At 34.1% G+C, this 12,715-nt stretch carries 17 protein-coding genes; 11 read left to right on the forward strand and 6 right to left on the reverse strand.

From position 1 onward, the window contains the following. Positions 1–70: 70 nt before the first annotated feature. Entirely contained in the window at positions 71–382 is a 312-nt protein-coding gene (locus VUJ46_RS04415; protein ID WP_326983791.1) for a hypothetical protein, read from the forward strand. A gap of 142 nt (positions 383–524) precedes the next feature. After that, positions 525–761: a YtxH domain-containing protein gene (locus VUJ46_RS04420; protein ID WP_326983792.1), complete on the forward strand. Its 237-nt coding sequence runs from the start codon at positions 525–527 to the stop codon at positions 759–761. Between the two features lie 55 nt (positions 762–816). Here the strand turns inward: VUJ46_RS04420 and VUJ46_RS04425 are convergent, their stop codons facing one another. The 6 genes from VUJ46_RS04425 to pnuC all read right to left on the reverse strand — a co-directional run bounded on the left by VUJ46_RS04425 (position 817) and on the right by pnuC (position 6,124). Further along, positions 817–1,614: a class I SAM-dependent methyltransferase gene (locus tag VUJ46_RS04425; RefSeq protein ID WP_326983793.1), complete on the reverse strand. Its 798-nt coding sequence runs from the start codon at positions 1,612–1,614 to the stop codon at positions 817–819. A gap of 96 nt (positions 1,615–1,710) precedes the next feature. Beyond that, positions 1,711–3,078: a histidine--tRNA ligase gene (hisS, locus tag VUJ46_RS04430; protein ID WP_326983794.1), complete on the reverse strand. Its 1,368-nt coding sequence runs from the start codon at positions 3,076–3,078 to the stop codon at positions 1,711–1,713. A gap of 181 nt (positions 3,079–3,259) precedes the next feature. After that, the gene (locus VUJ46_RS04435; protein WP_326983795.1) at positions 3,260–3,712 is read right to left on the reverse strand and encodes an HRDC domain-containing protein; all 453 of its coding nucleotides are present in this window, start codon (positions 3,710–3,712) and stop codon (positions 3,260–3,262) included. Between the two features lie 23 nt (positions 3,713–3,735). Beyond that, positions 3,736–4,068, reverse strand: a complete 333-nt coding sequence (locus VUJ46_RS04440; protein WP_326983796.1) for a single-stranded DNA-binding protein — start codon at positions 4,066–4,068, stop codon at positions 3,736–3,738. Positions 4,069–4,482: 414 nt separating this feature from the next. Then, positions 4,483–5,538, reverse strand: coding sequence for a hypothetical protein (locus tag VUJ46_RS04445; RefSeq protein WP_326983797.1), 1,056 nt, complete (start codon positions 5,536–5,538; stop codon positions 4,483–4,485). Then, positions 5,525–6,124 (reverse strand): nicotinamide riboside transporter PnuC, encoded by a 600-nt coding sequence (gene pnuC, locus VUJ46_RS04450; protein WP_326983798.1) that lies wholly within the window; start codon positions 6,122–6,124, stop codon positions 5,525–5,527. Before pnuC ends, VUJ46_RS04445 begins: the two co-directional genes overlap by 14 nt. A 481-nt stretch (positions 6,125–6,605) precedes the next feature. On the opposite strand from pnuC, the gene VUJ46_RS04455 reads away from it, so the two are divergent. From VUJ46_RS04455 to VUJ46_RS04495, 9 genes are all read left to right on the forward strand, one after another. Beyond that, positions 6,606–7,208, forward strand: coding sequence for an HPP family protein (locus VUJ46_RS04455; RefSeq protein ID WP_326983799.1), 603 nt, complete (start codon positions 6,606–6,608; stop codon positions 7,206–7,208). Between the two features lie 6 nt (positions 7,209–7,214). Further along, a complete protein-coding gene (locus VUJ46_RS04460; RefSeq protein WP_326983800.1) occupies positions 7,215–7,559 on the forward strand; it encodes a hypothetical protein in 345 nt (114 codons plus the stop codon). Between the two features lie 26 nt (positions 7,560–7,585). Further along, positions 7,586–8,497 carry a TIGR01777 family oxidoreductase gene (locus tag VUJ46_RS04465; RefSeq protein WP_326983801.1) on the forward strand — a complete coding sequence of 304 codons (912 nt, stop codon included), beginning with the start codon at positions 7,586–7,588 and terminating at the stop codon, positions 8,495–8,497. 23 nt (positions 8,498–8,520) lie between these two features. After that, positions 8,521–9,102, forward strand: coding sequence for a GDP-mannose pyrophosphatase NudK (gene nudK, locus VUJ46_RS04470; protein ID WP_326983802.1), 582 nt, complete (start codon positions 8,521–8,523; stop codon positions 9,100–9,102). 105 nt (positions 9,103–9,207) lie between these two features. Next, positions 9,208–9,792 carry a hypothetical protein gene (locus tag VUJ46_RS04475; RefSeq protein WP_326983803.1) on the forward strand — a complete coding sequence of 195 codons (585 nt, stop codon included), beginning with the start codon at positions 9,208–9,210 and terminating at the stop codon, positions 9,790–9,792. 75 nt (positions 9,793–9,867) lie between these two features. After that, positions 9,868–10,434: a hypothetical protein gene (locus tag VUJ46_RS04480; protein WP_326983804.1), complete on the forward strand. Its 567-nt coding sequence runs from the start codon at positions 9,868–9,870 to the stop codon at positions 10,432–10,434. A gap of 31 nt (positions 10,435–10,465) precedes the next feature. Beyond that, positions 10,466–11,152: a hypothetical protein gene (locus VUJ46_RS04485; RefSeq protein WP_326983805.1), complete on the forward strand. Its 687-nt coding sequence runs from the start codon at positions 10,466–10,468 to the stop codon at positions 11,150–11,152. 2 nt (positions 11,153–11,154) lie between these two features. After that, positions 11,155–12,213, forward strand: a complete 1,059-nt coding sequence (locus VUJ46_RS04490) for an ATP-grasp domain-containing protein (RefSeq protein ID WP_326983806.1) — start codon at positions 11,155–11,157, stop codon at positions 12,211–12,213. A gap of 115 nt (positions 12,214–12,328) precedes the next feature. Then, positions 12,329–12,709 carry a VOC family protein gene (locus tag VUJ46_RS04495; RefSeq protein WP_326983807.1) on the forward strand — a complete coding sequence of 127 codons (381 nt, stop codon included), beginning with the start codon at positions 12,329–12,331 and terminating at the stop codon, positions 12,707–12,709. Positions 12,710–12,715 lie beyond the last annotated feature (6 nt).

The following is a 12,715-nucleotide window of genomic DNA, read 5'->3' on the forward strand; positions in this document are numbered from 1 at the left end:
CTTTATCTATTGTGGAATGGCAGAGTTTCCCCTATTTGAGGATGCCACCTCAAAATTTAGGAACAAATTATTGAAAGACATAAAAATTGATTCCAACACAAAATTCGGAGAGAATATTTTCTGCTTGGTTTTAGATAAGAAGGGAAAAATTCTGGAATTTTATCCTGAGAAAATTGCAGATCAAAAGATTTTTAAGCAGGTCAGGAAAATGGTATTGAGTGATGATTATAACAAATGGCAGCCCGCTAATTTTTATGTTGTAAAAGTGGGTTATATTTTTAAGTTTAAACTGATCATCGACAAAAGCTTCGAAAATTATCATCTGAAAAATGAGTGGGCAATGCCAAATGACAGTAATTTTGGCGAATTTAAGAATATGTAATTTTCATATTATTAAATCGTGAAATTTTGCATCATTCGATAAATTTTAACATTTTTTTATAATTTGATTTAATTTTTTGGCACACATTTTACATGATTACTAATAACAAATTTTATTATTAATCATTAAAAAAATAGAAATCATGGGAAATAAGACAAAAGGTTTATTAGCGTTAGTAGGTTTAGGAGCATTGGCATATTGGAAGTATAAAAATTCTTCCGCTGAAGAAAAGCAAGCAGTAAAAGACAAAATAAATACGGCAAAAGACAACCTGAACAAATGGGGAAATGATATAAAAGATAAGGCTAACAATGTTGCTTCTCAGGTACAGGACAAAGTAGACGATGTGAAAAACAAAGCACAGGAAACCATTAGTTAATTCGACTAGTTTATTTTAACATTCATATATTTAAAAGTCATCCTAATTTTTATAATTACGATGACTTTTTTTGTGCTTTTATCGCATAAACCAATGGGATTTTATTTCCAAACTGAGGAATGCGCCACTTACCTTTCTCGAATTCATCAACATGCTTAAAACATGGATATGGTGACCAGTCAAATTCTTTAAATTTTTCTATCTGAATATTATTCTGGAGAAGATTATCAAGCACTTCTGCCATAGAGTGATTCCACATCACATAATCCTGAACAATATCAGCATTCTGATCTGCGTAAGTTCCTTCGTAGGTTTCAGCAATAGGCTTTTCATTAAAGTAATTATATTTTATCCCCTCAAAATCATCATCAAACATCCAAACGACAGGATGGAATTCTGCCATTACAAATTTTCCCTCAGGTTTTAAAAAATGATTGATAATTTTTGCCCATTTTTCTAAGTCCGGAAGCCAACCGATCGTTCCATAACTCGTAAATACCAAGTCAAACTTCTGATCCAGAACGTTCGGGAGATTATATACATCTGAGCATAAAAATTCGGTATCCGTACCTGCTTTTTGTGCTAAATCTTTTGCTGTCTCAATAGCTTTGTCGGATAAATCAATTCCTGTAACCTTTGCGCCCATTCGGGAAAGAGAGATGGAATCCTGACCAAAATGACATTGCAAATGGAGAATAGTTTTGCCTTTTACATCTCCTAAAAGCTCCAGTTCAATGGAATTAAGAGAAGTTCTTCCTTCTAAAAACTCATTGACAAAATAAAAATCAGACTTTAAATGCGGTTCTACTTTGGCATTCCAAGAATTTTTATTGATTTCGAGATAATTTTCCATAAGTTTTAGTTTTTTTGATAGTACTTTCAAACGAATAGATACTAAAAAAGCATCACCGTGAAGATAATGCTTTTCTAATTATATTTTGGTAAAGAATTATTTTAGAAATTCTTCCAAAGAAACTGTTTTCTGCTCACCCGCTTCTAAATTCTTAAAAGTAACAGTTTGATTTTTTAACTCTTCTTCACCTAGGAAAATCAAATTTTTAATTCCTTTCTTTTCAGCATACGTAAACTGTTTTCCTAATTTCGTATTCTCAGGATAAAGCTCTGCAGAAATACCTTTTTCTCTTAATTGTAAGATCAATTTTAAAGCTTCTGTTGTGCCTTCTCCACCAAAATTAGCAAATAAATACTCAACTTTTGAGGTTGCCTCTTCAGGGAAAAGTCCAAGTTCTTCAACAACAAGATAAATTCTGTCAAGACCGAACGAAATACCAATTCCAGGGATATTTTTCACTCCGAAAACTTCCGTTAAATTATCATATCTTCCACCGCCGCCGATAGATCCCATCTGAACTTCATCTGCTTTCACTTCGAAAATGGCGCCTGTATAATAATCTAAACCTCTGGCTAAGGTAATATCAAAAACAAGATTGCTCATATCAACTCCAAGGTTGAGAGATTGGGTAAGAACAAATTCCAGTTCTTCAACACCTTTTAATCCAATTTCATTACCTGCAAATTTTTCTTTTAACTGAAGAAGGTTTTCTAAGGCATCATCAGACTGGGTAAATAAGAAATCCAATTTGTCAATCGATTCCTGAGAAATTCCTCTTTCCAGTAATTCTTTTACTACGCCTTCTTTACCAATTTTATCCAACTTATCCAGCGCAACGGTAAAATCAATTAGTTTGTCTGTAATTCCGGCATACTCAGCTAAGCCTGAAAGGATTTTTCTGTTGTTTACGTGGATCGTAACCGATACTTTTAAATCTGAAAAAGATTTTAAATATAACTGAATTAAATCCACTTCCTGAAAAAGGCTTTCACTTCCTACAACATCCGCATCACACTGATAAAATTCTCTGTATCTCCCTTTCTGAGGACGATCTGCCCGCCAAACTGGCTGAATCTGATAACGCTTATAAGGGAAAGTCAACTGCCCATGATTCATTGCTACAAATCTTGCAAAAGGTACGGTAAGATCGTAGCGAAGGGCTTTATCCGTCAAATTATCTGAACTGAACGGTTTATCCAATGCTTTTTGGAAATCCTGAAGCATCTGTTCTTTTTTCCCTTCCTTCGCTTCATTAATGCTTGAATTTAAAATCTTAAAGATCAAACGATCTCCCTCTTCACCATACTTTCCTGTTAAAGTAGAAAGATTTTCAAAACTTGGCGTTTCCAGAGGCTGAAATCCGAATAATTCAAAATTTTTCTGTAAAATATTGATAATAAATCTCCTTCTTGAAACTTCCAGTGCTGTAAAATCTCTCGTTCCTTTTGCTAAACTTGGCTTCATTATATTGTTATAAATGATAATTAATAATTGATAAGACTGCAAAAATAGTGAATTGAAAGGACTTTTAATCTAAATAAAAGCCACAGAATTTATTTCTATGGCTTCCCTGTATTATTTCAGCACTTGTGTCCTTGGTCTGTTTTGTAAATATTTACGAATATAGTTAATATTTGTTAAATACTCAAGCATTTTCTAATATATCTATTATTTCCATACCATAATTTTCAATTTTATGTTTACCAAATCCTTTAATCTCCAACAGTTCTTCCTTTTTGGCAGGTTTATACTTTGCCACAGAAACCAATTCTTTATTGGTAGCCACAAAATAAATCGGCAAATTCTGTTCTTTTGCTCGCTCCGACCTCCATTGCTTTAATGCTTCCAGAATCTTCAAATCGTCATGAGAAAGTTCATCATTTTCTGCAGAATATTTCAAAATCCGAGGCTCTTTTACTATTGTTTTTTCAGTGTTCAATTCCTGAAAGTAAAGCACTACCGACCAGTAATTTTCATTATTCACAAAAGCGGTCTCTACATTGAGTATTTCATTTTTACCCAGAAAATCATCTAATGAATGCTGATCTTGATAGAGAAACTCCTCTGACAGTCTAATTTTAAAAATTTTTATTTTCATCTTAGAGTGATTTTACATGTTTATTATTTTCCTCCCAATAATACAAGCTCCTCCACTCGAATTTCCGTGATATACCGTTTCACTCCATCCTTGTCTTCATAAGATCTGTAGGTTAGCTTGCCATTAATAGCAATTTCTTTCCCCTTTATCACATATTTTTGGAATATTTCGGCCGTTTTACCGAATGCAACTAAAGAATGCCATTGTGTTTCTTCAATTTTTTCACCTTTTGCGTTGGTGTAATGATCATGGGTTGCTAAAGACACAGTGGCCTTCAATCCTCCGTTTTCGAAATTTACAATTTCAACTTCTTTGCCTGTGTACCCAAGTAAGGATACTGAATTTCTTAGTGACATAATTATTTTTGTTTTTGGATTAGTACTCAGATAAAAGACGCTCAATGCTTTCTCAAATCTCTGAAGCAAAGGTTGTTGATTATTGAAACCATAGTCGGTTGCAAACTATTTAAATCCGTTTGTAGTCGTTTGTAAACGGATTTAAAATAAAAAAGAAACACAAAAAGCCATCTGATAGAAGGCTTTAATAAAAATTATGCGAAAAATATTTTTTTTTGACTAAGAGCCTGTTTAAAATTTTACCGTTTTATTTATTGTCCTTAATGAAGTTGATCTTTGCTCCATTTTGATGCTCTTTTGAGCGTATTTTTCACTTCCTATTTTTGATTTAGCCCGCTAAATCTGCAAACACGAAGCAAAAAATCCATCTCAAAATAGCTATAAAAATTTTTAGCAATAAAATTTAAACAGCCTCTAAATCATAAATAATCGGTCATGTAAATCTGGAAGCTCACCATCGGTCAGGGCGGGTCTGAAATTAGAATGCATGGTAGCCGTAAAAAAATCACTAAAAATCCGACAGATGACAGAATCTGTATGCGTAGCCTGAATTCCTAATTGAATATAAACCTGAAGAACTTTATGAGACAAGTTTTCAACAAGAGAAATTCCAAATTCGTGAATTTCAGATTGTTTTTCTGAAGAAACTAATTCCGAGTTATTTAAAATACATTCTATTTCATCTGCGAAATGTAAAGTCACTTCAAGATTACTTTCAATCCAATTATGAAGCGGATCCACCTTAAGATAGGATCTAATAATAACAGCTTCTTCCAGAAAATGGGCAGCCATTCCCAAATAATTAACCAGCAAAGTAAGATCTGCAAAAACCCTGAACGGAATCCTGTCTAATGCGTCATCAGTAAAAAACTGATCATACACAAAGCTGTAATCTTCAGAAATTTCTGCATTATTCACCTTAAAAGAATGGGTTCCGGTTGCTTTCATTCCCATCGATTTCCAATTGGGAATAATTTCCGCCTGATCTTTAGGAATAATAAATGATCTTATTATTTCATTCCCATTTTCATCTATAATAGGTGTACCGTTCTTTGTAAGTTTTGCATTTAAAGTAAAATGGCTCAAATGGGGTGCTCCCGTGGCAAAATGCCAAAGTCCATTTATCAGGTAGTTTCCATCATGCAATTGCTCTGCTGTTCCGCCAATCATTCCGCTTCCTCCGAAACAGGTTTTAGAATCACTAAAAAGTTCCTTGCCAATATTCGGTTTTAAATTTCTTGAGAAAAAATTAGCCCCCGCACATAAGGTAAGCATCCAGCCTAAGCTTCCATCGGTTTTTGCCCATTCAAATAATGAAGATAGACCTTCGCCAAAACGATAGCCTAAACCTCCATATATTTTAGGAACCCAAACCTGAAGCCATCGTTGTTCGTGGATATCATTTATAATCACATCCGGAACTTTTGAAGCACCCAGCATTTCTGTCCTAATCTCGTTACGTGTAAGCATCTGTCTCTTTATGATTTAAAATCTTTCTCCATTTAATATAAGCTGAAACAGCAACGATGAATAGAAAAGCCGTCAAAACCGCGTAGAGATACAACTCTTTGTGAATCATCAACGGAATTGAGATGATGTTACTGATATTCAGAAGAATCCAGTTTTCAATTTTCCGTCTCGCCATCAGCCACATTCCTGCCCATGCAAAGGCACTCACCAAGGAGTCCCAAACCGGCACATCGGAGTCGGTGTAATGCGTGAGGAAAAGCCAAAAAATCATGAAAGTCAACACAACAATTCCTGCAGAAACCAGTTTTTCTGCTCGTGTTGTTGAAGAAATCACGGTTTCCTTTTTTTGTTTTCCGAATTTCCAATACAGCCATCCGTATACGCTCATCGCCAGATAATACAGATTTAGGGTAAATTCGGCGTATAGCCTAGACGTAATCATGACGTACAGCGTCAAAATAATTCCTGCGATCCCAAAAAGATAATTATTGGAGTTGTTTTTTCGGGCCAGTAAAACCTGAACTACCGAAAATAAAACCCCGAACCATTCTGCCCAGGTTGTTTGTTGTAAAATGTCCTGCATCAAATTAACTTACATAAATTAAATGATGAGATGATAAGTAAAAATCCCTACGCCGGCATTATCCGGATCAGGTGTGGAAGCTCGTCCCCGGGTATCATCTCAGCCGCCAATACAGACAGCACCCCATTGAGGATCCAAATTTGATGTTTTTTTTCGAGAATAAAAAATAATAGGGAATGATTATTAAGAGTCTGTGAAAATTTATTCCTCTATCTTGGGCTCATTTTTAAGCCCACCTCTGATCTTTAATTTTTAATGACATTCCTGAACGCATTTTTCTCTTTCTATTTTTGATTTATCACGCAAAATTTTCTAATAAGAGATAAAAAACGTCTCAAAACAATAAGACTCAGAAAACTGAGCAGACTCCTATTACAACAATTATTTTTCACAGAAATTAAGATGATTTTACCTGATTTATTTGTTGTAAAAGCCCATTTGAAAACGGATAATTATGTACCTTTAACACTCAATAAAAGTTAGTATGAAGAAGACAATAAAAAGGACATTCAGAGTTTCCAGATATGTAATTTATAAAGAAACGCTCGTAGATTATAAAGAGCATTTTTGGTCATTTCTAGGGGCCTTTTTTGGAATCGGAATCATTGCTTTTATACAGTCTCATACTTTATCGGCAACAGAAAATATTTTTTTGATCGGATCATTCGGAGCTTCAAGCGTTTTGATTTACGGAGCCATCCAAAGTCCTTTGGCACAACCCAGAAACTTCGTCGGAGGGCATCTTATTTCGGCATTAATTGGAGTCACAGTTTACAAAATCGTTCCTGATATTATCTGGCTTTCAGCGCCTTTAGCTGTTGCTTTTTCTATTATTTTGATGCAATACACGAAAACTTTACATCCCCCCGGCGGTGCAACTGCTCTTATTGCCGTGAGCTCTACCGGAAAAATTCCTGAATTGGGTTACTGGTATGTGTTTTCCCCCGTACTTACAGGCTGCATTATTCTATTATTGGTCGCACTATTCTTTAATAATATCACTCCAAACAGAAGCTACCCTACCCATAGCAGATTTAAGAAATTATTACAAAAGAAACATGCACATCCACACAAAATGAAAAAGTAAAAAATTATGAATTGTCTCGAATGTGAAGAAAAAATTATTGGTCGTTCAGATAAAAAATTCTGTAATGATGCCTGCCGAAATGCTTATAACAATAAACAAAATAAGGATTCCGGCAATCTGATGCGGAATATTAATAATAAACTTCGTAAAAATTACAGAATTCTAAAGGAAGTGAATATAGACGGAAAGACAAAAGTTCTTCGGTCAAGACTGGACGGCCTGGGTTTTGATTTCGAATATTTCACCAATATAAAAGTATATAAAAATGGCTCTGAATATAAGTTTGTTTACGATTACGGATATAAACTTTTAGAGGACGACTTTGTTTTGATTGTAAAAAAACAAGAATAAACCACCAATACATTTAAATAAGCATTATGAAAGAAGTTGTTTTGATTACCGGAGCCGGAGGCATGATAGCCCGTGAACTCGCAAAAAAAATTGAAAAGGACTACGAAGTCCGGTTTTTAACCCGAAAAAAGAAGCAAAATAAAGATTTTGAATGGGACATCAGGCAAGGAACGATAGATGAATCTGCTTTCGATGATATTTCACACATCATTCATCTTGCCGGAGCCAATATTTCTGAAAAACGCTGGACTGATGAGCGTAAAAAAGAGCTGATTTCCAGCCGTATTGACTCTGCTGGTCTTCTTTTAAACACTTTGCAGAAAAAGAAAATCAAATTAAAATCTTTCATTTCTGCATCCGGAATCAATTATTACGGGACAACTACAACGGAAAAAACATATACAGAAGAAGATGATCCGGGAAAGGATTTTCTGAGTGAAGTGGTCGTACTCTGGGAAAGAGCTGCCGATGATTTTAAGGAAAAGAATGTAGCCGAAAGAGTAGTGAAAGTCCGCACCGCTGTTGTGCTTTCTGAGCAGGATGGCGCCCTGAAAAAGATGGTTCCTACGATTAAAAATTATATCGGATCGCCTTTGGGAACCGGGAAACAATATATGCCCTGGATTCATGTGGATGATATTTGCTCGATTTACGAATTTGCTTTAAAAAATTCAGAGATAAATGGAGCGTATAATGCCACTTCCCCACAACATACAACCAATGAAAATCTAACAAAAAAAATAGCCGAAGTTTTACACAAACCTTTGTTCATGCCCAATGTTCCGAGCTTTGTTTTAAAACTTATTTTTGGAGAACTCGCGGATGCTTTACTTGAAGGTTCAAGAGCTTCATCCCAAAAAATTCAGGATGAGGGATTTCAATTTGAATTTCCCGATCTAAAAAAAGCCCTGGAAAATTTACTTAAAAAAAATCAATAGAAACTCTTTAAACATACAAACACATGCAAAACCCGAAAATACATATTGTAAAAACTGAAATTTTATCAGACAACTGGTATACATTACATAAAATCACTTTTAATATTGAAAAAAAAGACGGAACGACTGAAACCCAAAGCAGAGAAGCTTATGACAGAGGAAACGGAGCCGTTATTTTACTTTATAACACCGATTCCAAGCAGGTGATTTTAACCAGACAGTTCCGATTGCCCACCTATATTAACGGAAATACATCCGGAATGCTGATCGAAGCCTGTGCCGGATTATTGGACAATGACAATCCCGAAGATTGCATTAAAAGAGAAACCGAGGAGGAAACCGGTTATAAGATTTCTAAGGTTGAAAAAATATTTGAAGCCTATATGTCGCCGGGGTCTGTAACTGAAATTCTCCATTTTTTTATCGCTGAATATTCCAATGATATGAAAATAGCCGATGGTGGCGGACTGGAAGATGAAGGCGAGAATATTGAGGTACTGGAATTATCTTTTGAAGAAGCTTTAAAAATGATCGATTCCGGAGAAATTAAAGATGCCAAAACAATCATGCTGATTCAACATCTTCGTATTAAAGGTATTTTATAGTAAAATTTTCATCCATTTTTAATTAGTTTTGTTAAAAACATCCGTTATATAAGAGTTGGCAAGTGCTTTGCTGCAAAAGAAAATAAAGAGTTAAATAAAAATCTCATGAAACTAGTATATACGTTCGGTCTTTCTCTGCTATTAGCGAGTTCTGCTTTTGGTCAAAAAACTGAAAAACTGAATCCGAAAGAAAAAGCGCTCATTGAACAGTACAAAAGTCAGTATAAAAAGAAAAATTATAAAAAATTTGAGGGAAAGATCACGGTAACCGACCACCATGTTCAGTTTGACGATAAAATTTTCTTTTATGACAAATCAGACAAGATAACAACGCAGTTATTAAAGGACGGTTTACTGTATCCGCAACTTTTAACGGATTACCAAATGCAGAAATTTCTTGATGAAACGACAGATAAAACGCAAAAAAGATTTCTTAAACTACAGAAAGATCCGCGTGCCGGTTTTGACGTCAATAACGTAACAATCAGCAGCATCACAGAATTACCGTCACCAGCTTCAAATCCTAAAACAAGAGTTTTCAAATTTCTTTATAAGGACAGTAAACTAGGGAATAATTCTATTCTCTATTTAATTGAACTTACCAATAAATCGGCTACAAAAGATACTTCCATGGAGGAATTTATTAATGGAGCAAGCTTGACGTATTTGCAGCAAGAGCGATTAGATTAAAATCATTGGTAAAGTTTTTTATAGCCTGACCAAATAATTATGAAGTGAAAATTTCACTAGCATCAAAACTAATCCATGAAAAATATCTTTACACTGAGAGCCTTAATTTCATTAAGCTTTTTGCTGTTCTTTTTGCCATTTTTGAGAACCTGTTCTAATGCATCGATACAGAGACAAAATCCTATTCCAAATGCAGTTTTTAATAAAAATGGAAGTTCTGCAGATTCAACACTTTTACAAAAAGCACTAGATGAGAGAAATAAAAACATTGAGCAATACGAAGAAAATTACACTTTCAGTTTTTATAAATTATTAGACAAAACGTTTATAAATAATAGTAAAGAATTAAATTCTTCAGTATTTTCCGACTCTACATTTTATCCTTTACTCTGTTTATTGCTCGTATTTGTCTCAACATTTTTCATGCTAATCTTATCATTTTTAAAAAGAATTAATTTCATTAAAATATTAGGAATAATTAATATTTCACTTTTAGTAATTTGTTTAATCATCTTTTATGCAATAGATACAATTGATAGTTTTAGCCAGATTAAAATTGGATTTTATTTAGTATTTATTAATTTTTGTTTAATTATAATGATCTCTCATAAAATTCAAAAACTAACACAATCAAGGTTGTAAAATGTATAAGAGCAGAACTAAAAAAAATTAAATGAAAAAGCATTTTGTCCTTTCACTTAGCTTACTTAGCTTGATTTATTGTAAAAAGGAACATAAAAACGAGAGTTTTCTTAGTTCTAAGGTTGAAAAAATAGGGAAAGATAGCCTTATATCTCATAATAGTATTAAATATTTTAGGTTTCAACCTGATACGATTAGTAATATAAATATCGATGGATTTGAAACTAGCGATTCTTTTTCTTATCAGGGAAATAAATTTATCACTGGTTATTATAGACCTATTGAGGGAGAAATTGCGAATCCAGATACTGAAAATGACTACGGAAAAAGACTGTTGGTTATGAATGATAAAAATGAAATTATATTTAAAGGAATCGGCTCTGGGGATACTTTTCAGTATCAACCGAAATTTTACAGGAATGACTCAAATAATAAAGTGGTCATTATTTGTCAAATGGCTTTTGAATATTTCTTTGGTGGAGAAGCTTTTTTATTAGAAAACAATAAAATTAAACACATCGGAAATTTAGATATTGAATCAGACAAAATGGAAAAAAAATTAACTGATATTATTAAAATTGACGAATTAAAAAATGATATTATTTTCAGTTTTAAATCCGATTCTTTGTTATTGAGCCCCGGAAGCGACGATATTTTAATTCCCAATCATAATGTAAGATATATTTACAGCCATTCTAAACTTAGCCTAAAAAGATAATTATGCAAAAAGTCGCCATCATCTATCAGTCACGCACACCGCCACCAATCAACGGAATTATAAAGCCTATGAAGCCCGGCGGCTATTCGGATAGCGGCGCAGATATTGCCTATTCTCTGAAAAAGCAGAATATTGAAGTCATTACCCCAACAATAAATCCGCAAATTGATCATGATTTGGACTGGGTATTTCCTGATACCAAAGAAGGAATTCAGCTGGCGACTGCTAAAGGTGCGAATATTATTTGGCTGAATACGGTTTTATACAAAAATCATCCTATTGAAGAGTTTATACATCTGGGAATTTCAGTCGTTGGGCAGATTCCTGAAAATGTAGATCTTTACGATGATAAATGGATCACCAACGAACTTTTAAAATCCAATGGTCTACCGATTCCAAAATCTGTGATGATGGATCAGAAAAACAAGAATGATTTCGATCTTAATTTTTCTTTTCCCGTCGTGGCAAAGCCAATTCGCGGGCGCGGAAGTCAGGGAGTTTCTCTTGTTCAAAATGAGTATGAATTAAGAGACGTTCTGAATGAGATGTTTCATTCCAATACCTACGGTGAATCATTGTATGTAGAAGAATTTTTATCCGGGCAGGAAGTAACGGTTACCATAATGCCGCCGGGAAAATATTTCATTAATAAAGAAAATATCATTAAAAATAATTACTGGTCTTTGCCTGCTGTCAAACGCTTCAATCATGAAAATGGAATTGCCCCTTACAATGGAAAAGTAGCCATCACTAACAATAGCGAAGTATTACAGGATTCGGAATTACAGTCTCTGACTATTCAGCAATTGAATACCGCCTGTGAAAAAGCGGCAAGACTGGTAGAATCCAAAGCACCGATTCGTATCGATTGCAGAGCCAATTTTGTAGGAAAATATTTTCTTTTCGATCTTAATATGAAACCGAATATGACGGGAGCCTCAAGACCTCATCGGACAGATCAGGATAGTCTGACCGCATTGGCAGCAAGAAAAATAGGCTGGAATTTTGATGACCTGATTCTGAATATGCTGAATAATAGCTGGTGCTTGAATAATGATTAATTTTCTTTCCAGGTTAATACAACATTCTATAACATCAACCGATCAATATCATCGAAAAAAAATGTTTTATCGAATGAAAACTTCTTCCGAAATTTGATCCGTTAATAAATAAATTATGGAAATTCAAAATATTGATCATCTTGTTTTAACCGTTGCAAATATTGATAAAACAGTCGAGTTTTACACCTCTATTCTAGGTTTTGAAGTGGTCATTTTCGGTGAAAACAGAAAAGCGTTGACTTTCGGAAATCAAAAGATCAATCTTCATCAAAAAGGAAAAGAATTTGAACCTAAAGCTGAGCATCCGACTACCGGATCAGCTGATGTATGCTTTATTGTTAAAACGGATATTCATGAAGTTTTGGAGGAATTAAAGCAGAAAAATATAGAAATCATCGAAGGCATTGTTGAAAGAACTGGCGCTTTGGGAAAAATACAATCCGTATATTTCAGAGATCCGGATTTGAATTTGATTGAGGTGAGTAATTATCTTTAAGTCATT

The organism is Chryseobacterium sp. MYb264 (assembly GCF_035974275.1).
Classification (GTDB): domain Bacteria; phylum Bacteroidota; class Bacteroidia; order Flavobacteriales; family Weeksellaceae; genus Chryseobacterium.